This is a genomic window from Micromonospora sp. NPDC047187, from assembly GCF_040643355.1.
Classification (GTDB): domain Bacteria; phylum Actinomycetota; class Actinomycetes; order Mycobacteriales; family Micromonosporaceae; genus Micromonospora; species Micromonospora salmantinae.
Genome location: NZ_JBEYUF010000005.1, coordinates 303,667 through 326,695 on the forward strand (window position 1 = coordinate 303,667; position 23,029 = coordinate 326,695).

Annotated in this window: 22 protein-coding genes; 18 read left to right on the forward strand and 4 right to left on the reverse strand. The window is 71.1% G+C overall.

The annotated features are described in order from the left end of the window. Positions 1–52: 52 nt before the first annotated feature. Together ABZ794_RS12450 and ABZ794_RS12455 are read left to right on the forward strand one after the other, a co-directional pair. Complete coding sequence (locus ABZ794_RS12450; RefSeq protein WP_357515570.1) at positions 53–1,507, forward strand: aldehyde dehydrogenase family protein; 1,455 nt, start codon at positions 53–55, stop codon at positions 1,505–1,507. Further along, positions 1,504–2,679: an alcohol dehydrogenase catalytic domain-containing protein gene (locus ABZ794_RS12455; RefSeq protein WP_247669696.1), complete on the forward strand. Its 1,176-nt coding sequence runs from the start codon at positions 1,504–1,506 to the stop codon at positions 2,677–2,679. The genes ABZ794_RS12450 and ABZ794_RS12455 overlap by 4 nt, the downstream gene beginning before the upstream one ends. A gap of 104 nt (positions 2,680–2,783) precedes the next feature. Here ABZ794_RS12455 and ABZ794_RS12460 read toward each other — a convergent pair whose 3' ends face one another. Beyond that, a complete protein-coding gene (locus ABZ794_RS12460) occupies positions 2,784–3,047 on the reverse strand; it encodes a hypothetical protein (RefSeq protein WP_091402229.1) in 264 nt (87 codons plus the stop codon). 162 nt (positions 3,048–3,209) lie between these two features. Between ABZ794_RS12460 and ABZ794_RS12465 the strand changes: the two genes are divergently transcribed. Together ABZ794_RS12465 and ABZ794_RS12470 are read left to right on the forward strand one after the other, a co-directional pair. Continuing rightward, positions 3,210–3,575, forward strand: a complete 366-nt coding sequence (locus tag ABZ794_RS12465; RefSeq protein WP_210784956.1) for a PadR family transcriptional regulator — start codon at positions 3,210–3,212, stop codon at positions 3,573–3,575. Continuing rightward, complete coding sequence (locus ABZ794_RS12470) at positions 3,572–4,948, forward strand: permease prefix domain 1-containing protein (RefSeq protein ID WP_357515573.1); 1,377 nt, start codon at positions 3,572–3,574, stop codon at positions 4,946–4,948. The genes ABZ794_RS12465 and ABZ794_RS12470 overlap by 4 nt, the downstream gene beginning before the upstream one ends. A 165-nt stretch (positions 4,949–5,113) precedes the next feature. Here the strand turns inward: ABZ794_RS12470 and ABZ794_RS12475 are convergent, their stop codons facing one another. Next, entirely contained in the window at positions 5,114–5,971 is an 858-nt protein-coding gene (locus tag ABZ794_RS12475; RefSeq protein ID WP_210784954.1) for an SPFH domain-containing protein, read from the reverse strand. Positions 5,972–6,194: 223 nt separating this feature from the next. On the opposite strand from ABZ794_RS12475, the gene ABZ794_RS12480 reads away from it, so the two are divergent. From ABZ794_RS12480 to ABZ794_RS12515, 8 genes are all read left to right on the forward strand, one after another. Beyond that, the gene (locus ABZ794_RS12480; protein WP_357515576.1) at positions 6,195–6,956 is read left to right on the forward strand and encodes an ABC transporter ATP-binding protein; all 762 of its coding nucleotides are present in this window, start codon (positions 6,195–6,197) and stop codon (positions 6,954–6,956) included. Beyond that, complete coding sequence (locus ABZ794_RS12485; RefSeq protein ID WP_210784953.1) at positions 6,943–7,635, forward strand: ABC transporter ATP-binding protein; 693 nt, start codon at positions 6,943–6,945, stop codon at positions 7,633–7,635. The genes ABZ794_RS12480 and ABZ794_RS12485 overlap by 14 nt, the downstream gene beginning before the upstream one ends. A gap of 62 nt (positions 7,636–7,697) precedes the next feature. Further along, a complete protein-coding gene (locus tag ABZ794_RS12490; RefSeq protein WP_210784971.1) occupies positions 7,698–8,936 on the forward strand; it encodes an ABC transporter substrate-binding protein in 1,239 nt (412 codons plus the stop codon). Continuing rightward, complete coding sequence (locus tag ABZ794_RS12495) at positions 8,933–9,814, forward strand: branched-chain amino acid ABC transporter permease (protein WP_112583340.1); 882 nt, start codon at positions 8,933–8,935, stop codon at positions 9,812–9,814. Before ABZ794_RS12490 ends, ABZ794_RS12495 begins: the two co-directional genes overlap by 4 nt. Beyond that, entirely contained in the window at positions 9,811–10,824 is a 1,014-nt protein-coding gene (locus tag ABZ794_RS12500; RefSeq protein ID WP_210784951.1) for a branched-chain amino acid ABC transporter permease, read from the forward strand. The genes ABZ794_RS12495 and ABZ794_RS12500 overlap by 4 nt, the downstream gene beginning before the upstream one ends. Before the next feature lie 79 nt (positions 10,825–10,903). After that, positions 10,904–11,575: a transcriptional regulator gene (locus ABZ794_RS12505; RefSeq protein WP_357515579.1), complete on the forward strand. Its 672-nt coding sequence runs from the start codon at positions 10,904–10,906 to the stop codon at positions 11,573–11,575. A gap of 84 nt (positions 11,576–11,659) precedes the next feature. Continuing rightward, entirely contained in the window at positions 11,660–13,228 is a 1,569-nt protein-coding gene (locus ABZ794_RS12510) for an MFS transporter (RefSeq protein ID WP_357515610.1), read from the forward strand. An 11-nt stretch (positions 13,229–13,239) separates the two neighbouring features. Then, the gene (locus ABZ794_RS12515) at positions 13,240–13,848 is read left to right on the forward strand and encodes a TetR/AcrR family transcriptional regulator (RefSeq protein WP_357515581.1); all 609 of its coding nucleotides are present in this window, start codon (positions 13,240–13,242) and stop codon (positions 13,846–13,848) included. A 46-nt stretch (positions 13,849–13,894) separates the two neighbouring features. On the opposite strand, the gene ABZ794_RS12520 is transcribed toward ABZ794_RS12515, so the two are convergent. Both ABZ794_RS12520 and ABZ794_RS12525 read right to left on the reverse strand, forming a co-directional pair. Beyond that, a complete protein-coding gene (locus ABZ794_RS12520; RefSeq protein ID WP_328655100.1) occupies positions 13,895–15,814 on the reverse strand; it encodes a helix-turn-helix domain-containing protein in 1,920 nt (639 codons plus the stop codon). Positions 15,815–15,828: 14 nt separating this feature from the next. Then, complete coding sequence (locus tag ABZ794_RS12525) at positions 15,829–16,611, reverse strand: 3-hydroxybutyrate dehydrogenase (protein ID WP_210784949.1); 783 nt, start codon at positions 16,609–16,611, stop codon at positions 15,829–15,831. Positions 16,612–16,880: 269 nt separating this feature from the next. On the opposite strand from ABZ794_RS12525, the gene ruvC reads away from it, so the two are divergent. The 6 genes from ruvC (at position 16,881) to secF (ending at position 22,961) form a co-directional block, all read left to right on the forward strand. After that, positions 16,881–17,408 carry a crossover junction endodeoxyribonuclease RuvC gene (ruvC, locus tag ABZ794_RS12530; RefSeq protein ID WP_210784948.1) on the forward strand — a complete coding sequence of 176 codons (528 nt, stop codon included), beginning with the start codon at positions 16,881–16,883 and terminating at the stop codon, positions 17,406–17,408. After that, positions 17,405–18,007, forward strand: a complete 603-nt coding sequence (gene ruvA, locus ABZ794_RS12535; protein ID WP_210784947.1) for a Holliday junction branch migration protein RuvA — start codon at positions 17,405–17,407, stop codon at positions 18,005–18,007. Before ruvC ends, ruvA begins: the two co-directional genes overlap by 4 nt. Positions 18,008–18,023: 16 nt before the next feature. Continuing rightward, the gene (gene ruvB / locus ABZ794_RS12540) at positions 18,024–19,091 is read left to right on the forward strand and encodes a Holliday junction branch migration DNA helicase RuvB (RefSeq protein WP_210784946.1); all 1,068 of its coding nucleotides are present in this window, start codon (positions 18,024–18,026) and stop codon (positions 19,089–19,091) included. Positions 19,092–19,212: 121 nt separating this feature from the next. Beyond that, complete coding sequence (gene yajC, locus ABZ794_RS12545) at positions 19,213–19,569, forward strand: preprotein translocase subunit YajC (protein WP_238688667.1); 357 nt, start codon at positions 19,213–19,215, stop codon at positions 19,567–19,569. Positions 19,570–19,846: 277 nt separating this feature from the next. Continuing rightward, positions 19,847–21,760, forward strand: coding sequence for a protein translocase subunit SecD (gene secD, locus ABZ794_RS12550; protein ID WP_210784945.1), 1,914 nt, complete (start codon positions 19,847–19,849; stop codon positions 21,758–21,760). Between the two features lies 1 nt (position 21,761). Further along, entirely contained in the window at positions 21,762–22,961 is a 1,200-nt protein-coding gene (gene secF / locus ABZ794_RS12555) for a protein translocase subunit SecF (RefSeq protein ID WP_210784944.1), read from the forward strand. The last annotated feature ends 68 nt before the right edge of the window (positions 22,962–23,029 follow it).

Here is a 23,029-nt window from a genome sequence, read left to right on the forward strand (position 1 = left end):
GCTAGTTTCATCGCCCGTCGCGACCCCACCGCCCACCCCTCGAAGGGACGACATGGACCTCGCCGCCCCGCCGTCGCTGTTGCCCGACTCCCTGCGCCTCCGGCGCCACCTGCACCTCGGCGGGGAGTGGACGCCCCCCGCCGACGCCGGTCTCATCGACGTGGAGAATCCGAGCACCGGGGAGCTGATCGGGCAGGTGCCGGCCGGCACCCCGGCCGACGTGGATCGTGCCGTGGCCGCGGCCCGCGCCGCGTTCCCCGGCTGGTCGGCCGCGACCCCCGCCGAGCGCTCCGCCCACCTCGACCGGCTGCACGCGGCGCTCACCGCCCGCGCCGACGACCTCGCCCGCACCATCGCCGTCGAGCTGGGCTCGCCGCTCAAGCTCGCCACCCGGGTGCAGGTCGGGCTCCCACTGACGGTGCTGCGCGACCACGTCGCGCTCGCCGCCCGCGCGCCGGTCGAGGAGAGCATCGGCAACTCCCTCGTCGTCCGCGAGCCGGTCGGCGTGGTCGGCGCGATCACCCCGTGGAACTACCCGCTGCACCAGGTGATGGCGAAGCTGGCGCCCGCCCTCGCCGCCGGCTGCACGGTGGTGCTCAAGCCCAGCGAGCTGACCCCGTTGACCGCGTACCTGCTCTTCGACGCGGTCACCGAAGCCGGCCTGCCGCCGGGCGTGCTCAACCTGGTTCCCGGCACCGGGCCGGTGGTCGGTGAGGCGCTCGCCGGGCACCCCGACGTCGACCTGGTCTCGTTCACCGGCTCCACCGCCACCGGCGCGCGGATCATGCGGCTCGCCGCCGACCGGATCGCCCGGGTCGCGTTGGAGCTGGGCGGCAAGTCCGCCAACGTGATCCTCCCCGACGCCGACCTGGGCACCGCGGTCAAGGTGGGCGTCGGCAACGCCCTGCTCAACTCCGGGCAGACCTGTACCGCCTGGACCCGGATGCTGGTGCACAGCGACCGGTACGACGAGGCGCTGCACCTGATCGCCACGGCAGTGGCCGGCTACCGCCTCGGCGACCCGTTCGACCCGGCGACCCGGCTCGGCCCGCTGGTCTCCGGTGCCCAGGCCGAGCGGGTTCGTGGCCACATCGACCGAGCCCTCGCCGACGGTGCCCGGCTTGTCGCCGGCGGTCCCGACGCCCCGGTGCCGACCCGGGGGCACTTCGTCGCCCCGACCGTCTTCGCCGACGTGCGCCCCGACAGCGCGCTCGCCCAGGAGGAGGTCTTCGGCCCGGTGCTCGCCGTGATCCCGTTCGCCGACACCGATGAGGCGGTCGACATCGCCAACAACTCGAAGTACGGGCTGGCCGGCGCGGTCTGGTCCGCCGACACCGACGCGGCGCTCGCGGTGGCCCGGCGGCTGCGCACCGGCGCCGTCGACATCAACGGTGCCCCGTTCAACCCGCTCGCCCCGTTCGGCGGCTACAAGCAGTCCGGCCTGGGCCGGGAGTTGGGCGTGCACGGGCTGGCCGAGTTCTGCGAGCTGAAGGCGATCCAGCGATGACCGACCCCGAGCTGTCCCCGGCCGCGCCCGCGGGCCGCATCGAACCGTCGCCGGCCGCGCCGGGTGGCGGCACCGAGCCGGCGTCCGCGCCGGTCGTTGTTCGCGCGCTGGTCGCGCGCGGGTCCGGCGCCGAGCTGCGGGTCGAGCGGGTACGCCTGCCCGCGCCCGGCCCCGGCGAGGTGCGGGTGACGATCAGGGCGGCCGGTGTCTGCCACTCCGACCTGTCCATGGTCAACGGCACCCTCGCCGCGAGGTTCCCGCTGGTGCTCGGGCACGAGGCGACCGGCGTGGTGGCCGAGGTCGGGCCGGGCGGCCAACTGACGGTCGGCACCCCGGTGGTGCTCAACTGGGCGCCGGCCTGCCGGGCCTGCTGGTGGTGTCGGCGCGGCGAGCCGTGGCTCTGCGCCGACACCACCGCCCCGACCGTGGCGCGCGGCGAGACCGACGACGAGGTTCCGCTGCACCTGACCCTCGGCCTCGGCGCGCTCGCCGAGGCTGTGGTGGTACCCGAACGGGCCGTCATCCCGATCCCCGCCGGGCTGCCGCCCGAGCAGGCCGCACTGCTCGGCTGCGCGGTGCTCACCGGCGTCGGCGCGGTCCGGAACACCGCCCGGGTGGCGCCCGGCGAGTCGGTCGCTGTCGTCGGGCTCGGTGGGGTCGGGCTCGCCGTGCTCAGCGCGGCCCGCCGGGCCGGTGCCACGCCGATCCTGGCCATCGACGTCGCCGAGGCGAAACGGGACCTGGCGCTCGCCGCCGGGGCGACCGACTTCCTGCTCTCCGACGACCGGCTCTCCAAGGAGGTACGGGCGCGCACCGAGAGCCGGGGCGTCGACCACGCCTTCGAGTGCGTCGGTCGGGCCGCCACCATCCGCGCCGCCTGGCGGCTGACCCGGCGTGGGGGAGCGGTGACGGTGGTGGGCATGGGCGCGAAGGACGACATGGTCAGCCTGGGCGCGCTGGACATCTTCCACTCCGCGCGCACGCTGCGCTCCTCGGTGTACGGCTCGTCCGACCCGGACCGGGAGGTGCCGGTGCTGGCCGCCGAACTGGCCGACAGCGCACTGGATCTGGGTGTGCTGGTCAGCGGGACGGTTCCGTTGGACGAGGCGCCTGCGGCGTTCGACCGGTTGGCGCGGGGAGAGGGCGCTCGCTGGGTGGTCACCCTGGACTGACGCTCGTCACAGCCGTCGGGCGACTGACGTGGTTGGCCAGGTGCCCTGGGTCGACCCCGGGAGGGCCAACCCTGGGCACCCGGGCAACGAGGCCGGGGGACTGGTCAGAAGGGTGGGGCGTCCTCGCCCATCAGCGCCAGCACGACGCCGCCCTTGCCGCTCTTGAGGCCCTGGACGACGACCTTGCCGGTGCTGCCGTCGGGCAGCTCCAAGGTGAAGGTCTTGCCGACCGCGTTCTTGGGGCCGTTGCCGGCGCTGTTGGCGGGCCGGAAGTCGCCTGCCCAGGGCGGAATCCCGCCCCTACGGGCCGGCTCGGCGAAGAGCGCGGCGGTGCCGGGGGTCCTGGTGCCGTCTGAGGAAAGGAGCACTGAGGCGCTGCGAAAGGTAGCCATATGCGCCAAGGCTAACCCGGACCAAGCCGTTCGCGGCACCACAGCTGCCCGGAACGGCGATTCGGTCGACCCCTTGCCCCGGGAGTGATACCTAGCAGTACTATGCATCGTACCTCTAGGTTTGGAGCGTGAGGTTTCATGAAGGTCGCCAAGGATCTGGTCGCCGCCTCGGCGACGCCGATGGTGCTCGGCATCCTGGCTGAGGGTGAGAGCTACGGGTACGCCATCCTCAGGCGGATCAACGAACTGTCCGGGGGTGAGCTGGACTGGACCGAAGGGCTGCTCTATCCGTTGCTGCACCGGCTCGAGCGCCTCGGTCACCTGGAGTCGAGCTGGCAGGCGGTCGCCGGCGAGCGGAAGCGCAAGTACTACCGCGTCACCGACCGGGGTCTGGCCGAACTGGCCGAGCAGCGTCGGCAGTGGGACACAGTGGTGGGTGCGCTCAAGGAGATCTGGCACGACCGCGCGCCGCTGACGGTGCGCCCGTTGGAGGGCCTGGCATGACGGCGCACGAGGGGCCGCAGGAGTTGGAAGCGCAGTTCGAGCAGTGGCGTCAGTACGTGCTGCGCCGCCGGGAACTGCAACCGGTGGACGCCGACGAACTGGAAGACCACCTTCGTGGCTCCGTCGACGAGCTCGTGGCCGCCGGCCTGAGCCCGGACGAGGCGTTCCTGGTCGCTGTGAAACGAATGGGCAGCCTCGACGACCTGTCCCGCGAGTTCGCCCGGGAACATTCCGAACGGTTGTGGAAGCAGTTGGTGCTGACCGGCGACTCCGGCAGCCCGGTCGGCGGCACGCGCTCCCGCCGGGACCTGTGGGTCATGCTCGGCTGTGCGGCGGGTGCGGTGGCGTCCGTCAAGGTGCCGGCGCTGTTCGGGCTGAGTTTCGCCGACGACGGCTCGTTCTACGCGCGGAACTTCACACTGTTCGCGCTGCCCTGGCTGGCGGCGTACCTGGCCTGGCGCCGGGGGGCCGGACGGACGGTGATCGCGGCACTGGCGGTGCTCTTCGTCCTCGGCGCCGTGGCGGCCAACGCCTACCCCCTGGCGGACGATTCGCAGTCCGTTGTCGTCACCAGCATCCATCTGCCCATCGCCCTGTGGATGGTGGTCGGCCTGGCCTATGTCGCCGACGACTGGCGCTCCTCCCGTCGACGCATGGACTTCATTCGATTCACCGGCGAGTGGTTCATCTACCTGGTGCTGATGGCCCTCGGCGGCGGCGTGCTCTCCGCGTTCCTGTTCAACACCTTCGCGGCCATCGGGATCGTCCCGGAGGCGTTCATCTCGCAGTGGCTGCTGCCCGCAGGCGCCGCGGCCGCGGTCGTGGTGGCCGGGTGGCTCGTCGAGGCCAAGCAGAGTGTCGTCGAGAACATCGCGCCGGTCCTCACCCGGCTGTTCACCCCGCTCTTCACCGCCGCGCTGCTCGCCTTCCTCGTCGCTGTCGTCTGGACCAGCCACGGCATCGACGTCGAGCGGGAGGCGCTGCTCCTCTTCGACCTCCTGCTGGTCGTGGTGCTGGGGCTGCTGCTCTACTCACTCTCGGCCCGTGACCCGCTGGCCCCGCCCGGTCCGTTCGACAAACTCCAACTCGCGCTGGTGGTCAGTGCGTTGGCCATCGACGTGCTGGTGCTGGCGGAGATCACCGGGCGCATCACCGACGAGTACGGCGGTACGCCCAACCGGGCGGCAGCGCTCGGCGAGAACGTGATCCTGCTGGTCAACCTCGCGTGGTCGGCGTGGCTGCTGCTGTCCTTCATCCGTCGGCGCACACCGTTCGCGACGCTCGAACGGTGGCAGACCGGCTACCTGCCCGTGTACGCCGTGTGGGCCTGGATCGTGGTCCTCGTCTTCCCGCCGCTGTTCAGCTTCGCCTAGGCGGTCAATTCCTCACGGCTCCACCGTGCGCTCGGCTGGCCCGCGATGTCGATCTGCCGAGGAGCGGTATACCTCGGAGGCATAAATATGCCTCTGAGGTATACCGCTTGATGCCGCACCCGCCCCTACGAAGGTGACCGACGGTGATCGCCTTGGGGCTGTGGGTCACTTGCCGGTGACGATGCCCGGGTTGATGCAGAGCCCCGGGTTCGCGCCGTTCTTCTCCGCGATCTCCAGACAACGGGTCACCTTGTCGACAGTGGCGTTGGTCTCGGTGATCTGCTTGGAGATCTCGGCGTTCTTGCGGTCCTGCTCCAGGTTGCGGGTCTGCGCCAGCTTGTCCTGGAACGCCTTGATGTTGCCCTCGGTCTTGTCGTCGTGGTTCACCCGGGTGATGGTCACCGAGAGGATGTCCACGTCGGTGGCGAGGCGGGTCTCCGCGCTGGTCTTGATGTTCGCGGCGAACGGCTTCAGGTCGACGTTGAGGTCGCCGGTCTGGGCGTCGATCTTCTCCAGCGGGTTGTACGCGGCGAAGGCGTCGTTGACCGCGCTGTCGAGCTGCACACCCACCCGCTGACCCCGGAAGCTACCGAAGTCGCCCTTGTAGTCCATGAACTGCTTCGGCGCGTTCTCCGGCTTGACCTGCCATTCGACGAGCACCTCGACGCAGGCGTCGGCGAGGGTGCCGGTGCGCACACGCACGCAGTTGTCGCCGCCGATGTGGTCGTACTTCTGGCGGCCCGCGTCCCACTCCCCGACCTTCTGCCAGGGTGCCACCCACTTCAGGCCCGAGCCGGTCACCTCGCCGGTGGGCTTGCCGAAGCTGGTGACGATGCCGACCGAGCGGATGGGTACCGAGTGGGCGCTGGAGGCGATGCCGACCACCAGCGTGAGGGCGAGAAAGCCGAGCGCCGCGAGGGCGGCCATCCGCTTGAGCGGCCGTGCGGGGGCGACGAGTGCGACGACGGCGCTGACCGCCAGGGCGACGGCGAAGACGATCGCCATGGTGAAGCCGACGGGCATGGGGTGGGAACCTTCCGGTGGGCTGTGTGGATCATCAACCTAGGGGGTCCGGTCAAGTCGACGGCGCGGGGGAGTGGAGTTCACGCACGTCAATCGCGGGTCGAATATGGAGCCCATCGACATGGTTCGACTCCAGCGGCCCGCCGTAGGTTTCGTCCACGCGACGGGCCTGTGACCACGGTCACCGAACCCACCGTCGCCGCGACGTGCGGAGGATGAGGCGATGGCCGGGCAAGCGCTCCTGTCGGCCCGTGGGCTGACCCGCGACTTCCAGGGCTTCCGGGCGGTCGACGACGTCGACCTCGACGTGGCGTCGGACAGCGTGCACGCGCTGGTCGGCCCGAATGGCGCGGGCAAGACCACCCTGTTCAACCTGCTCACCGGCTTCCTGCGACCCAGTGGTGGCCGGATCGAGCTGGGCGGGCGGGACGTCACCGGGCTGCCCCCGGAGCAGGTGGCCCGGCTCGGCGTGGCCCGTTCGTTCCAGATCACCAGCCTCTTTCCCCAACTGTCCGCGCGCGAACACGTCGCGCTGGCGTTGCAGTCGCCCAGTGGGCTGGGCTGGCGGTTCTGGCGGTCGGCGAAGCTGATGGGCCGCTACACCGAACGGGCCGACGAACTGCTGGCCATGGTGGGGCTCGCCGAGCTGGCGCATGCTCCCTCGGCGTCCCTGGCGTACGGCCGCAAACGCGCCCTGGAGCTGGCCATCGCGCTGGCGCTGGACCCGAAGGTGCTGCTGCTCGACGAGCCGACAGCGGGCATGGGCCTGGAGGACGTCGACCGCACCGTCGAGCTGATCGGTCGGGTCCGCCAGGGCCGGACCGTGGTGATGGTCGAGCACAACATGAGCGTGGTCGGCCGTCTCGCCGACACCGTCACAGTGCTCCAGGCCGGCAAGGTCCTCGTCGAGGGCCCGTACGAGCAGGTCCGCGCCGACGAGCGCGTGATCACCGCCTACCTGGGAGCCGCCGATGCTGCGCATTGACAACCTGTCCGCCTCCTACGGCGAGGCGCAGGTGCTGCGTGACGTCAGCCTCGAGGTCTGCGCCGGCGAGGTGGTCACCCTGGTCGGCCGCAACGGTGCCGGCAAGTCCACACTGCTGCGCTGCGTGATGGGGCTGCACCCCGGTCAGCGCGGCACTGTGGAGCTGGACGGGCGGGACATCACCAGGCTGCCGGCGCACAAGCGGGCCCGCCTGGGGCTGGGCTGGGTGCCAGACGACCGGGGCAGCTACGCCACGTTGACGGTCACCGAGAACCTCACGCTGCCACCCACAGTCGGCCCCGACCCGTGGTCGCTGGAGCGGGTGTACGAGGCGTTTCCGGCCCTGTACACCCGACGGGACTCGGCGGCCACCATGCTGTCCGGCGGCGAGCAGCAGATGCTCGCGCTGGCCCGGGTGCTGCGGATGGGCGCCCGGCTGCTGCTCTGCGACGAGCCCACCGAAGGGCTGTCGCCACTGCTGGTGCAACAGGTCGGCGACCTGCTGCGCGAGGCCAAACGGCACGGGGTGACGGTGCTGCTGGTCGAACAGAACCTGCACTTCGCCACCGGTGTCGCCGACCGGCACTACCTGCTGGCCGAGGGCCGGGTCGCCGAGGCGATGGACAACTCCGACGTGCTTTCGCGCGAACGCGAACTGCTCGCGTACCTCGGGATCTGAATTTCTCAACGACGACCCGCGCGACGCCGCGCGGAATGGATGGAGTGGGCATGCGCAGGACGATGGGTGTGGCCGCGGCGTCGGCCGTGGTGGTGCTGGCCGCCGGATGCGGCGGCGGTGGCCCCCAGTCGAGTGGCGACCAGAAGCTGACCGGCGACAAGATCGTGCTGGGCGTGCTCAACGACCAGTCCGGGGCGTACTCGGAGTTGTCCGGAAAGAACTCGGTGGCGGCGGTGGAGATGGCCATCGCCGACTTCACCGCGAAGTACGGCGACAAGGCGGTGACCAAGAACATCACAGTGGAGACCGCCGACCACCAGAACAAGCCGGACGTGGCCAACTCCAAGGCCCAGGAGATGTACGACCGCAAGGGCGTCGACCTGATCCTGGACGTGCCCACCTCGTCGGCCGCGCTGAAGGTCGCCGACGTGGCGAAGGAGAAGAAGAAGCTCTACTTCAACATCGGTGCGGCGACCACCGACCTGACCGGCAAGAGCTGCAACAAGTACACCTTCCACTACGCGTACGACACGTACATGCTGGCCAACGGCACCGGAAAGACCACCACTGAGCAGATCGGCAAGAACTGGTACATCCTCTACCCGAACTACGCCTTCGGTCAGGACATGGAGAAGAGCTTCTCCACAGCGATCACGGCGGCCGGCGGCACTGTCGTCGGCAAGGACGGGGCGCCGTTTCCGAACACCAGCGGTGACTTCTCCACCTTCCTGCTCAAGGCACCGAACCTGAACCCGAAGCCGGACGTGCTGGGCACCATGCAGGCCGGCGCGGAACTGGTCAACGTGGTGAAGCAGTACAACGAGTTCAAGCTGCGGGACAAGGGCGTCGGCCTGGCGGTGGGGCTGATGTTCCTCACCGACATCCACTCGCTCACCCCGGCGGCGCTGGCCGGCACCACGTACACCGATGCCTGGTACTGGAACTTCGACGCCAAGAACCGGGAGTTCGCCGACCGCTTCCAGCAGAAGGCCGGCACCCGGCCGACCTTCGCGCACGCCGCCAACTACTCCGCGGCCTCGCAGTACCTGGAGGCGGTGCAGGCCGCCGGCACCGACGACGCGGACGCCGTGGTCAAGGGCCTGGAGGGCAAGACGGTCGAGGACGTCTTCCTGCGCAACGGGAAGATCCGCGCCGAGGACCACCGGGTGGTGCACGACGCGTACCTGGCCCAGGTGAAGCCGCAGTCCGAGGTTGCCGAGCCGTGGGACTACGTGAAGGTGCTCAAGACGATCCCCGCCGCGGAGGCGTTCCGCGCGCCCTCGGCGGACTGCAAACTATGAGCGGATTCGCGCAGAACACGTTCAACGGGTTGGTGAGCGGGGCGTTCTACGCCCTGCTCGCCCTCGGGCTCGCTGTCATCTTCGGCATGCTGCGGGTCGTCAACTTCGCCCACGGCGCGTTCTACATGCTCGGCGCGTTCGGGGCGTACGTGCTGCTCAGCGAGGCGGGCGTGCCGTTCTGGGCCGCCCTGGTGATCATGCCGGTGGGGTTGGGTCTGCTCGGCATGGCGCTGGAACGCGCGGTGATCCACCGGCTGACCAAACTGGACCCGCTCTACAACTTCCTGCTCACCTTCGGTCTGACGCTGATCCTTCAGGACCTGGTGAAACTGCGCTACGGCGTGCAGTCCAGCCCGTACGAGACGCCGTCGCTGTTGAGCGGTTCGGTCGACTTCGGGCTGTTCGACTTTCCGACGTACCGGGTGTTCATCCTCGGCTTCGCGGTGCTGCTCTGTGTCGCGGTGTGGTGGGTGCTGACCCGGACCCGGATCGGCATGGTGGTCCGTGCGGCCACCGAGCGGCCGGACCTGACCCGCGCGTTCGGCATCGACGTCGGACGGTGGGTGACCCCGGTCTTCGGCTTCGGCATCGGGCTGGCCGGTCTCGCCGGTGTGCTGGCCGCGCCGATGCGCGCGGTCAACCCGCTGATGGGCGCCGACCTGATCATCGTGGTGTTCGCCGTGGTGGTGATCGGCGGGCTGGGTTCGATCTTCGGGTCGGTCGCCGCCGGCTTCGGTATCGGACTCGTGCAGGCGTGGGGTGAGGCGTACCTCTCCAACTTTCCGCTCGTCTCGCAGACGATCGTCTTCGTGGTGATGGCCGGCGTGCTGCTCTGGCGCCCGGCCGGCCTGTTCGGTCGGGAGGAGGCCCCCGCATGACCAACACAGTGGACACTCCTACCGACGCGTCGCGTTCGACGCCACCGTCCGGGCTGATCGCCGTGGCCCGGGCCCCCGGCTGGGTCCGGTACGCGCTGCTCGCCGTCGGCCTGGCCGTCGCGGCGTGGCTGCCCAACGGCCTCTACCCGGCGGTCGCCGTTGACATCCTCTGCTGGGCGCTGTTCGCCGTGGCGGTGGATCTGCTGCTCGGCTTCACCGGGCTGATGTCCTTCGGTCACGCCGCGTTCTGGGGCACCTCCGCGTACGTCACCGGGCTGGTGGCCATCCACGTCGGCCTGCCGTTTCCTCTCGCGGTGCTGGCCGGGGCCCTCGCCGCGGCCGTGCTGGCGGTGCCGATCGGCTACCTGGCGGTCAAGCGGACCGGCATCTACTTCGCCATGGTGACCCTGGCCTTCGCGCAGATGGTCTACTACGTCGCCAACGAGTGGCGCTCGGTGACCCAGGGCGAGAACGGCCTGCAGGGGGTGCCCCGCGAGCTGTTCGGCCTCGACCTCACCGACGACTACTTCTTTTACTACGCGATCCTGCCGATCGTGCTGCTCGGGCTCGCCGCCGCCTGGCGGATCGTGCACTCGCCGTTCGGCCGGGTGCTGGTCGGCATCCGTGACAATCCCGCGCGGGCGCGGGCGCTGGGTTACCCGGTGCACCGCTACAAGCTCACCGCGTTCGTGCTCTCCGGGTTCATCGCCGGCCTCGGTGGCGGGTTGTTCGCTGTCGGCCACCGGTTCGTCTCGCTGGACGTGCTGCACTGGACCACCTCCGGCAAGGCGGTCATCGTGGTGGTGCTCGGCGGGATCGGCACCCTCTGGGGTGGGGTGCTCGGCGCCGCCCTCGTGGTCCGGTTGGAGGACTGGCTGTCGTTCTCCGGGTTCGAGGCGATCGGCCTGGTGACCGGCGGCATCTTCGTCCTCGTCGTGGTGCTGTTCCGGCGCGGCATCTGGGGCAGCGTCGCCGCGCTGGCCCACCGACTGGCGGCCCGCCGCCGCTGAAACTCACCCGAGGGCGCATCCGCCACGCGCCGTCCGAGCGAACCCCCGGGTAGAGACCGTCTACCCGGGGGTACGTCTGGTGCTGACCGATCCGATGCCGGCGGAGGCCGTGGAGATCGCGCACAAGCAGGTTTCGCTGGCGGCCGAGGACCTGGACGCCAACGGCGTCGCGACGCTGGTGCTGGAGTTGGTCGAGGCGTGGGGCGTGCCGGCGCTCTGGGAGCAGGTCTGCCGTCCGCTGCTGGCCCGGCTGTCGGGGCGTACCGCCGCCGAGATCGTCGTCGAGCACGCCCTCTTCGAGGGCGTCCGGGTCGGGTTGGACGCGTACCGCCGGGAGCCGGGCCGGGCACTGCCCACCGGCGGGGTGCTGCTGGCCGGCGCCGAGAAGGAGGCGCACAGCCTGGGTCTGCTGGCGCTCGCCGCCGCGCTGCGCGAGCAGGGCCGCGGCTGTCTGAACCTCGGCCCCGCGCTGCCCTGGTCCGCGCTCACCAGCGCTGTGTACCGGGCCCGCCCGCGCATCGTCGTGCTCTGGTCGCAGACGCCGCTCACCGGCCGCGCGTACCGCCTGGTGCGCTTCGCCCGGGACTTTCCGCTCCTTCGGGTGTACGGCGCCGGGCCGGGCTGGATCGCGCCGCTCGGCGGTCCGGCGGTCCGTCTCGGCACGTTGACGGAGGCCGTCGACGCCTGCCTGGCGGCCGCGCCCGGGCGTGATGCCCACCACATACGATACGGATCGGTGCCGTATCGTTAATACGCGTCGTAGGCTGACCCGCGTTACGAGTCTGACCCGTATCGTATTTCGTCGCGGGTGATCAGCGTGGGGGGAAAGCAAGGCATGGAGCTGCACGACAACACCGGACACCCGAGGCGGTGGGCGATCCTGGGGGTGCTGGTGATCAGCCTCCTCGTGGTCGTCCTCGACAACACGATCCTCAACGTCGCCCTGCGCACCCTGGCCGACCCGGTGCACGGTCTCGGCGCCAGCCAGGGCGAGCTGGAGTGGTCGATCAACTCCTACACGCTCGTCTTCGCCGGGCTGTTGTTCACCTTCGGGGTGCTCGGCGACCGCGCCGGCCGCAAGCGCTTCCTGATGATCGGTCTGGTGCTGTTCGGCCTGGCGTCGCTGCTCTCCGCGTACGCCCAGAGCCCCGGACAGCTCATCGCGGCCCGCGCCCTGATGGGGGTCGGCGGCGCGGCCATCATGCCGGTGACCTTGTCGATCATCTCCAACGTCTTCGACCCGCGCGAGCGTGGTCGGGCCATCGGGGTCTGGGCCGGCGCTGTCGGTCTCGCCGTGGCTATCGGTCCGATCCTCGGCGGCGCGCTGCTGGAGCACTTCTGGTGGGGCTCGGTCTTCCTGATCAACGTGCCGGTGGTCGTCGCCGGCGTGATTCTGGTGGCGCTGCTGGTCCCCGAGTCGCGTGACCCGCGGCCGGGTCGGATCGACGTGCTCGGCGTGCTGCTCTCCGTTGTCGGCCTGGTCGCCCTCTCCTACGGCATCATCGACGGCGGCGAGCACGGCTTCGGCCGCCCGGTGGCCTGGGGCTCGATCCTGGTCGGCGTCGCGGTGCTGGCCTGGTTCGTGCAGTACGAGCGGCGCAGCGACCACCCGTCGCTGGACGTTCGACTGTTCAAGGTGCCCCGGTTCGCCGCGCCGGTCGTGATCGTGGGCCTGGTGTTCTTCGCCGCGATGGGCTCGATGTTCTTCGGCTCGTTCTACCTGCAACTCGTGCGCGACTACAGCCCGTTGCAGACCGGTCTGCTCTTCCTGCCCTTCGCCGGCGCCCAGCTGGTCTTCGCGCCGCGCAGCGCCGCGATGGTCCGCCGCTACGGCGGTAAGGCAGTCGCCACCGTCGGGTTGGCGCTGACGGTGGTGTCACTCGGCGCGTTCGTCTTCATCGGCGACTCCACCCCGATCTGGATCGTGTTGCTCGTCTTCCTCATCCAGGGCGCCGGGATGGCCAACATCATGCCGCCGGCCACCGAGTCGATCATGTCGGCGCTGCCCCGGGAGAAGGCCGGAGTGGGCTCCGCGGTCAGCAACACCATCCGCCAGGTGGCCGGCGCGCTCGGCGTGGCCGTCCTCGGCTCGGTGCTCTCCGCCGTCTACCGCAGCGACATCGCTGACGCCCTGACCGGTCTGCCCACCCAGGCCCAGGACGCGGCCAACGAGTCGATCTCCGGTGCGTACGCGGCGGCGGGCCAGCTCGGCCCGGCGGCGCCGGGACTGATCTCGGCGGCCAACGACGCCTTCGTCACCGCCATGCACTGGGCGGCCGGGCTCTCCGCGGTCATCGCCGCACTCGGGATCATCGTGGTGCTGCGCTGGATGCCGGGCAAGGAGGACACGAGCGTCGCCCCGGCGGCGCCGGTCGCCGAGCCTGAGCTGGCCGGCACGGCATAGGTTCGGGGAGAATGGCGGACATGACGTCCACTGCCGATGCTCCGCGGTCGCCCGGTCGACCGCGGAGCATCCGCGCCGACGAGGCGATCATCGAGGCGACCCTCGACCTGCTCGCCGAGGGCAGCACCATCGAGGCGCTCTCGATCGAGGCGATCGCCACCCGCGCCGGGGTCGGCAAGGCCACCATCTACCGCCGCTGGGCCGGCAAGGACGCGTTGCTGCTGGACGCGCTGCGCCGCCTCAAGGGCGTCCTGGCCCAGCCGGCGGGCCACTCCGTCCGCGACGACCTGGTGCTGCTCGTCGGCGCGATCGGCAAGAACGTCGACCCGCGAGCGGCCAAGATCATGCCCTGCCTGGCACCCGCCGTGAACCGCAGCGCCGACCAGTTCCAGCTCTACCAGAACATCATCTCGCCCCGGCGGCAGCTGATGCGCGAGGTGCTGCGACGCGGCATGGACGAGGGGGTGCTGCGCGCCGACATCGACGTCGAGGTGACGATGGCGCTGCTCACCGGGCCGATGCTGATCCAGCGGGTGCTCCAGTGGAACCCGGACCTGGACGAGCAGTCCCTGCCCGAACGGGTCGTCGACGCCGTGCTGGAGGGCATCCAGGCCCGCTGACGCCGGGCGCCCGGTCGGCGGCGTTCGTGCCGCCGGCCGGCGTCGGTCAGCCGGCCGGTGCCCGCAGTCGGTGCAGGCGCAGCGCGAGTTGCACCTCCAGCGCCCGCTCGGGCCGCTGCCAGTCGACGCCGAGCAACTGCCCGACCCGCTCCAACCGCTGGGTCACCGTGTTGACGTGCACGTGCAGTTGCTCGGCGGCCCGGGCCAGGCTGCCACCCACCCCGAAGTACGCCTCCAGCGTCTTCACCAGAGCCGTGCCGCGCCGGGCGTCGTAGTCGAGCACCGGCCCGACGGTGGCGCCGAGGAACTCGGTCACGTCCTTCTCGCCCCGGTCACCGACAGTGCCCAGCAACAACCCGACGAAGCCCAACTCCACTGTGCTCGCGCCCTGCCCGGCGCGACCCAGCGCGCCCAGCGCCGTCAGGCACCGGTCCGCCTCCTGGAACGTCCCGGCCAGCGCCGCCGGCGTGTTCGACGGGCCACTCGCCCCGGCCGTCACCGGTCGACCGGTCACCCGGGACAGGTCCCGGGCCACCGCGCGGGCGCTGCCGCCCGCGTCCAACCCCGGCAGCATCAGCACCACCCGGCCGTCGCGCGCCGCGGCCAGCCCGCCGCGCGCCGAGGCGTACGTGGTGGCCCAGGAGAGCACCCGCTGCCGAGCCGAACCGGTAGCGGCGATCGCGTCGTCGCCCACCGCCACCAGCACGTGCGGCGCGTCCAGGTCCACCCCGAGCCGACGGGCCCGACTGCGCAGCGCGTCGGTGTCGCGCAGCGGTCGGGCGATCAGGTCGTCCAGCAACTCGCCACGCACCCGCCCCTCCGCCTCCGCGACCGTTCGGCGGAACAGCAGCAGCAGCGCGGTCACCAACGCGGCCCGCTCCAGGATGCGCTGGTCGGCGTCGACCAACTCGTCGTCAGGGCGCAGCACCAGGGCGCCCAGGTTCTCCGCGCCGGCCACCACTGCCGCGTACCAGAGCGGACCCCGGCGTACGCTGCGCCCCTCGGTCCGGGACGCGGCCACCGCCTCGACGATGTCCGCGCGGTCCGGCTCCTCGATCTCACCCACCCGGGCCAGCAGGCGGCCCTCGGCGTCCAGCGCCAGCAGCGCGCCGCCCAGCACCTCGGTCACCGCAGCCGCCACGTCCTCCACGCCGCCGCCGCGCAGCACCAGCGCTGTCATCCGGTCGTGTGCCGCCGCGGCCCGCTCCACCGAGCTGCTGTGCGCCCGGATGGTGGTGTTCGCCGCCGACAGCTCGGCCAACGCCGAACGGGTCTCGGTCAGCAGCCGGGCGGTGTCGATCGCCACCGCGGCGTGCGCGGCCAGCGACACCAGCAACGCCACCTCCTCCCGGACGAACGGCCGGGCCGAACGGTTGGCCGCGTAGAGCACCCCGATCGAGGTCGAACCGAGCCGCAGCGGCACCCCCAGGATCGCCACCAGCCCCTCCTCGCCCACCCCGGCGTCGATCTCGCCGGTGTGGTGGAAGCGCGCGTCCTCGCCGTAGTTGGCGGTGACGTACGGGGCACCGGACTGGGCCACCAGGCCACCGAGACCGGCGCCCATCGGCAGGCGCAGCCGCTGGAAACGGGCCGAGACCGACCCGTCGGTGACCCGCATGTAGGTGTCGCCACGTTCGTCGTCGTTGAGCGTCATGTACGCCACGTCCGCGCCCAGCAGGTGACGGGCCCGGTGCACGATCGCCCGCAACACGTCGTCCAGATCGCGCAGCCCAGCCAGGTCGCTGACAGTGTCGTACAGGCCGGACAGCTCGCTCTCCCGGCGGCGGCGACGCTCCAGCAGCGCGCGGACCCGCAACGCCACCGACTTGGCCTGCTCCAGCTCGGCCAGCCGGTCCGGCGGCAGCCCGGCGGCCCGCGCGGCCACCAGCGGTCCCTCGAACTCGACCGCCGCGGCCTCTCGGGCGAGCAGCTCCAGGAACTCCACCGGCGAAGACATGGTCGACATTGTGCTCAGCCCCACTAGTTGGCCGTCCAGCCCCCGTCGAGGGCGATCGACGCCCCGGTGATGAACGCCGCCGGCGGCGAGCAGAGGTACGCCAGCAGCTCGGCCACCTCCTCCGGCTCGATCAACCGTTTGATCGCGGCCCGGGCCAGCATGATCTTCTCGATCACCTCGGCCTCGTCGATGCCGTGACTGGCAGCCTGGTCGGCGATCTGGCTCTCCACCAGCGCGGTACGCACGTACGCCGGGTTGATGCAGTTGGCGGTGACCCCGTGCGCGGCGCCCTCCAACGCGACCACCTTCGACAGCCCCTCCAGGGCGTGCTTGGCCGAGACGTAGGCCGCCTTGTACGGCGAGGCACGCAACCCGTGCACCGAGGAGATGTTGACGACCCGTCCCCAGCCCCGCGCGTACATGTGCGGCAGCGCCCGGCGGATCAGCAGGAACGGCGCCTCCACCATCACCCGCTGGATGTACTCGAAACGCTCGACGGGAAAGTCCTGCAACGGCGCCACGTGCTGGAGCCCGGCGTTGTTCACCACGATGTCCACGTCCACGTCGAGCGAATCCACCGCCGCGGCGTCGGACAGGTCCACGCCCTCGGCCCGGCCACCGGCCTCGGCGGCCACCGCCTTGGCCGCCTCCAGGTTGCGGTCCACCACGAGCACCTTGGCGCCGGCCGCACCCAGCCGCAGGGCACACGCCCGCCCGATGCCGCCGCCGCCCCCGGTCACCAGGGCGGTCCGACCGGAGAGGTCGACCTGTACGACGTGGGGGACCACCACGGGTTCTGCCGTCATGGCGCAAGAAGTTACGAGCTGTGTGCTCCCCGGCACATGGGTCAGCGACACATACTCCGTACCAAAGCTGTGTGGCCCCACCCGCCCCGCCGCGCCTTGCCTCGTCCCGTCGTGCGCCCGCAGGATCGCCCAACCTCAGGATGATGCCGTCGGACACGTCGGGGCGCGGGGCGTGCAGCGGCGCGAGGGCGTGTCCCGTGGGGCTGGTGGGAAGGGCGCCGGTTAGGGTGTCGAACACACGTACTGCTGACGGCTGGGGAGGGGGCGGCGTGCGCGTGCTCGGTGTGGACCCGGGGTTGACCCGGTGTGGGGTGGGCGTGGTCGAGGGTGTGCCCGGCCGGCCCTGCACCCTGGTCGCCTACTACGTGGTCTACACCGACCCGGCCGACGACCTGGCGCTGCGCCTGTTGCACCTGGACCGGTCGCTGAACAAGCTGGTCGCCGAGCATCAACCGGAGAGCGTCGCCGTCGAGCGGGTGTTCAGTCAGCACAACGTTCGTACCGTGATGGGCACCGCGCAGGCCAGTGGCATCGCCGTGCTGGCCGGGGCGCGGGCCGGGCTGCCGGTGCAGACGTACACCCCGAGCGAGGTGAAGGCCGCCGTGACCGGGTCCGGTCAGGCCGACAAGGCGCAGATGACCGCCATGGTGACCCGGCTGTTGCGGCTGGACGAGCCGCCGAAGCCGGCGGACGCCGCCGACGCGCTGGCCCTGGCCATCTGCCACGTGTGGCGCGGCGGGACCCGCTCCAAGCTGGCCGCCGCAGCCGACCGGGCACGACGAGGAGGAGCGCGATGATCGCCAGCGTGCGCGGCACGGTGACCGCGACGGGTCCGGACCAGGCCGTGATCGAGGTCGGCGGGGTCGGGCTCGCCGTGCACTGCGCCCCGGGGACCCTCGCGGAGCTGCGGGTCGGCCAGGTCGCCCGGCTCGCCACCAGCCTGATCGTGCGGGAAGACTCGCTGACCCTCTACGGCTTCGCCGACGACGACGCCAAGTCGCTGTTCGAGCTACTCCAGACCGCCAGTGGGGTCGGCCCGCGACTGGCCCAGGCGGTGCTGGCGGTGCACACCCCCGACGCGGTTCGCAAGGCGATCGCCAACGCCGACACGGCCGCCCTGACCCGCGTACCCGGGATCGGCAAGAAGGGCGCGGAACGCCTGGTGCTGGAGCTACGTGACCGGATCGGCCCGGTGCCGATCGGCGCGGACGGGGCGGCCGGGGTGACCCGCGGCAGCTGGCCCGACCAGGTCCGGCAGGCGCTGGTGGGGCTGGGCTGGACGGCCGGGCAGGCCGATCAGGCGGTGGCCGCGGTGGCGGAGTCGATCGAGGGTGAGACCCCGCCGGTGCCGGTCCTGCTCAAGCAGGCCATCCGACTGCTGGGTCGCACCCGATGACCGCCCGGGTCGCACGATGAGCGAGACCGAGGGGCTCGTCTCGGCGTACGTCAGCGACGCCGATCGGGACGCGGAGGCCACGGTCCGGCCGAGGCGGTTGGCCGAGTTCATCGCCCAGGACCGGGTACGCGACCAGCTCGACCTGTTGCTGCAGGGCGCCATGCGGCGGGGGTCGCCGCCGGATCACATCCTGCTCTCCGGCCCACCCGGGTTGGGTAAGACGAGTCTGGCCAACATCGTCGCCGCCGAGCTGGGCGCGGGCATCCGGGTGACCAGCGGGCCGGCGATCGAGCGTTCCGGTGACCTGGCGGCGATCCTGACCAGCCTCGCCGAGGGCGACGTGCTGTTCATCGACGAGATCCACCGGATCGCGCGGCCGGCCGAGGAGCTGCTGTACAGCGCGATGGAGGACTTCCGGGTCGACGTGGTGGTGGGCAAGGGGCCGGGGGCGACGGCGATTCCGCTGGACGTCGAGCCGTTCACCCTGGTCGGCGCGACGACCCGCTCGGGCCTGTTGACCGGGCCGATGCGGGACCGGTTCGGCTTCGTGGCGCACCTCGACTTCTACGCCCCGGCGGATCTGGAGACGCTGCTGCACCGTTCGGCGCGGATCCTGGGGGTGCCGATCACCCCGGAGGGCGCTACCGAGATCGCCGGTCGGTCCCGGGGCACGCCGCGGATCGCGAACCGGCTGCTGCGCCGGGTCCGCGACTACGCCGAGGTCCGGGCGGACGGGGTGGTCGACCTCGACACCGCCCGCGCGGCCCTGATCGTGTACGACGTGGACGCGCTCGGCCTGGACCGGCTGGACCGGGCGGTGTTGACCGCGTTGGTCGAGTCGTTCCGGGGCGGCCCGGTCGGGTTGTCCACCCTCGCCGTGGCGGTGGGGGAGCAGCCGGACACTGTCGAGGAGGTCTGCGAGCCGTTCCTGGTGCGGGCCGGGCTGTTGGCCCGTACGCCCAGGGGTCGGGTGGCGACCGAGGCCGCCTGGCGGCATCTGGGGCGCACGCCGCCGAATGGTACATTTGGTGCGGATAGTCCACCTGTACCCGACTTGTTCTCCTTGGATGTCGATCAGCCGTGATGTGAACGTGATCTGTGCCGCATTCGGCGTTCCCAGGTGCAGGGTTTAGACTTCGCCGCGGTCTGTACAGGACGTGAGAATCCGCCTCCGCTCCGGCACCCCGGTGCCGAGCAGGTGGCCAATGGGAAGGTCAGTAACCGTGCAATTGGCAGCACCGGGTGGCGGGGCCGGCGGTATCACGCCGATCCTGATGATCGCCCTGCTCTTTGGCGTCATGTACTTCATGATGATCCGGCCCCAGCAGAAGCGCCGCAAAGAGGCGGAGGCGATGCAGTCCAACCTCGGCCCCGGCGACGAGGTCGTGACCATCGGTGGGCTCTACGGCACTGTCACCGGCATCGAGGACGACACCGTCCTGATCGAGGTCGCCCCGGGCGTGCAGACCCGCTATGCCCGCCCGGCCATCGCGCGGGTGGTCACCCGCGCGGAGCTGCCGAGCGAGCCGGTCACCGAGGACGCGGACACCGTCAAGGAGTGACCCCTCCCCCGGGAGCGGCGAGTCCGGCGTACGGCCGGTCGGCCGGCTTCCGGGTCGTCGCGCCCGAACGGGGCAGCGGGCGAGACGTGAAAACTGGATAGTTGGGTCGACGCCGGGCGTCGGCACGTTCCCGTGACCGTCGGCGTTCCGCGCCGGGGTGCCCGGTCCTCGTGTCGGCACTCCGTCGGCTCAAGGCAGACCCCGTCGGGCAGGACCCCCGGCCCGACACCGCCGCCGCTGCGACAGCGGCGCGACCGTACAGGGAGACAGGACAGCCGTGGCACCACCTCAGGGACAGATGCGCCCCGGGCGGCAGCTCGCCGTGCTCGGGTTCATCTTCGTGGTCCTCTATCTTTTGGTGTTCTTCGCTGGCGCCAGCGGCAGCTGGAAGGACCGGCTCGAGCCCAAGCTCGGCCTGGACCTCATCGGCGGCACGCGGGTGACACTGGAGGCGACCAACAGCGTCGACGGCAAGCCCCCGACGGCGGAGAACCTCGAGGAGGCCCGGGAGATCATCGAGAGCCGGGTCAACGCGTTCGGCGTGGCCGAGGCCGAGGTGGTCACCGAGGGCAACCGCAACATCGTCATCTCCCTGCCCGGTGAGAACCGGAACCTCGACGACGTGGGCGAGGCGGCCGAGCTGCGCTTCCGCAAGGTGCTCAAGGCCGCCTCCGGCAGCGGGGTGGCCGAGGCGCCGCCCGCCGCCACGCCGGCCCCGTCCGGCAGCGCCGCCCCGACCGGCAGCGCGACCCCGTCCGGCGCCGCGACCCCGACCCCGACGGGCAGCGCCTCGCCGAAGGTGACCTCGTCGCCCAGCGGCGGTCAGGGCGGAATGGCCCCGGCGTCGCCCAGCGCCACGCCGACCCCCTCCGCGTCCGCCACGGCCTCGCCGAGCGCCGCCGCGCCCAGCGCCGAACCGGTGCCGGCCAGTGTCGAGCAGCAGCGCAAGGTCGTCGAGCAGAAGGTCGGTGCCGCCGCGTGGCAGGCCGCCAACGGGTTGCAGGCCCCGGCCGATCTGACTGCCGACCCGTCGCTGGCCGAGAAGCTCAAGCCGTTCGGCACGCTGTCTCCGCAGGAGGTGGCGGTGCTGCCGGCGCAGATGCAGTTCAACGTGCCGACGATCAGCTGCGCGCAGCTCGACCAGCGCCCCCCGGCGTCGATCTCCGACCCGAAGCAGCAGGTGGTCTCCTGCGAGGACGGCGCGTCGAAGTACCTGCTCGACCAGGCCAAGGTCGAGGGCACCGACGTGTCCGACGCCGACGCGGTGCTCGACCAGACCAACGCCTGGGTGGTCAGCCTGGACTTCACCGGCGACGGCCAGGGCAAGTGGACCTCGCTGACCCGTGAGTCGTTCAACAACGAGGGCCAGGCCTGCGACGCGACCGCGCTGGGCCAGGACGGCAAGTGCCGAGTGGCCGTCGTACTGGACAACAAGATCGTCTCCTCCCCGGAGATCCAGGGCGTGCTGACCGGCAACTCCCAGATCACCGGCACCTTCACTCAGAAGGACGCCAGCACCCTCGCCGGTCAGCTGCGCTACGGCGCACTGCCGGTGACCTTCGAGCAGCAGGAGGCGCAGAACGTCACCGCCACGCTGGGCGCCAGCCACCTGCGCGCCGGTCTGCTCGCGGCGGGCATCGGCATGCTGCTGGTCATCATCTACTCGTTCTTCTACTACCGGCTGCTCGGCTCGGTGATCTTCCTGAGCCTCATCCTGTCCGCGCTGCTGGTCTTCGGCGCGCTGGTGGTGCTCGGCCGGCAGATCGGCTTCACGCTCACCCTCGCCGGCATCGCCGGCATGATCGTCTCACTCGGTGTGGCGGCGGACTCGTTCGTCATCTACTTCGAACGACTGAAAGACGAGATCCGGGAGGGGCGCAGCCCGCGTAGCGCGGTGCCCCGCGCCTGGATCCGGGCCCGCCGGACGATCATCTCGGCCAACGCGATCACCCTGCTCTCCGCTGTGGTGCTCTACGTGGTCTCGGTCGGCACGGTCAAGGGCTTCGCCTTCGCCCTCGGTCTGGCCACAGTGCTGGACCTGGTCGTGGTCTTCCTCTTCCGGCACCCGATCATGACGATGTTCGCCCGCACCCGGGCGTTCCTGTCCCCGCGGGTCAGCGGTCTGGGCCGGGCACTTCCGGCCCGCAACCAGCCGACTCAGCCCCGCAACCCGCGCGCCAAGGAGGCCTGAGATGGCTGAAAACGGTCTGGCGAGCCGCCTCTACAACGGCGAGGCCGGTCTCAACATCGTCGGCCGGCGCAAGCTCTGGTTCGGCGTCGCCGGGGTCCTGGTCCTGATCGCGATCCTCAGCTTCTCGATCCGTGGGTTCAGCCTGGGCATCGAGTTCGCCGGCGGTAACTCGTTCCAGGTGCCGGCGAGCGTCGGCACCCTGGACGACGCCGAGCGGGAGGTCAACTCGGCCCTCACCTCGGCGAACACCGGCGTTGAGGTGGCCACCGCGCAGAAGGTCGGCGGTCCCGGCGGTGACTCCTACGAGCTGCGCACGCCGCAGCTCACCGTCGACCAGGCCACCGCGGTCAAGGCCCAGATCGCCGAGGACCTCGGCATCAACGTCGACCAGATCAGCGACAACCAGGTCAGCGAGGCGTGGGGCAGCCAGGTGACCCAGCGGGCCATCCTCGGTCTGGTCATCTTCATCGCGCTGGTGATGGTCTACCTGATCCTGCGCTTCGAGTGGCGGATGGCCGTCGCCGCGGTCGCCTCGCTGATCACGAACCTGATCCTCACCGCCGGCATCTACTCGCTGGTCGGCTTCGAGGTCACCCCGTCGACGATCATCGGCTTCCTCACCATTCTGGGCTTCGCGCTCTACGACGTGGTGGTGGTCTTCGACAAGGTCCAGGAGAACACCCGGGGCATCACGGCCAACAACAACCAGACGTACGGCGAGGCGTCCAACCTGGCCATCAACCAGAGCCTGATGCGGTCGTTGAACACCTCGGTGGTCGCCCTGCTGCCGGTCGGCGGTCTGCTCTTCATCGGTGCCGGCCTGCTCGGCGCCGGCACGCTGAAGGACCTCGGTCTGGTGCTGTTCGTCGGTATGGCTGTGGCGTTCCTGACCTCCATCCTGGTGGCCACTCCGCTGCTGGCGCTGTTGAAGAACTACGACCCGCGGATCCAGGCTCACAACAAGCGCGTCCTGACCCGGCGGGGCGGGGCCGGCCGCGGCGAGGTCACCGGTAAGGGTGCTGCCGCGAGCCCGGTGGCCCAGGCCGATGCGACCGACGAGCCGGTCGACCAGGACGCCGCCGCGCTGGCCGGTGCCGCCCCCAAGGTGGGCGCTCGGCCGGCGGGCAAGCGGCCCACCGGCGCCCGGGGCGGTCGCCCCGGTGGCGGCGGCAACCGGCCGGGTGGCGCCAAGCGGCGCTGACCCGACAGGAAACACCCGAACGGCGTCCGGCATGCTGTTGCCGGACGCCGTTCGTCGTCGAAGGAGAG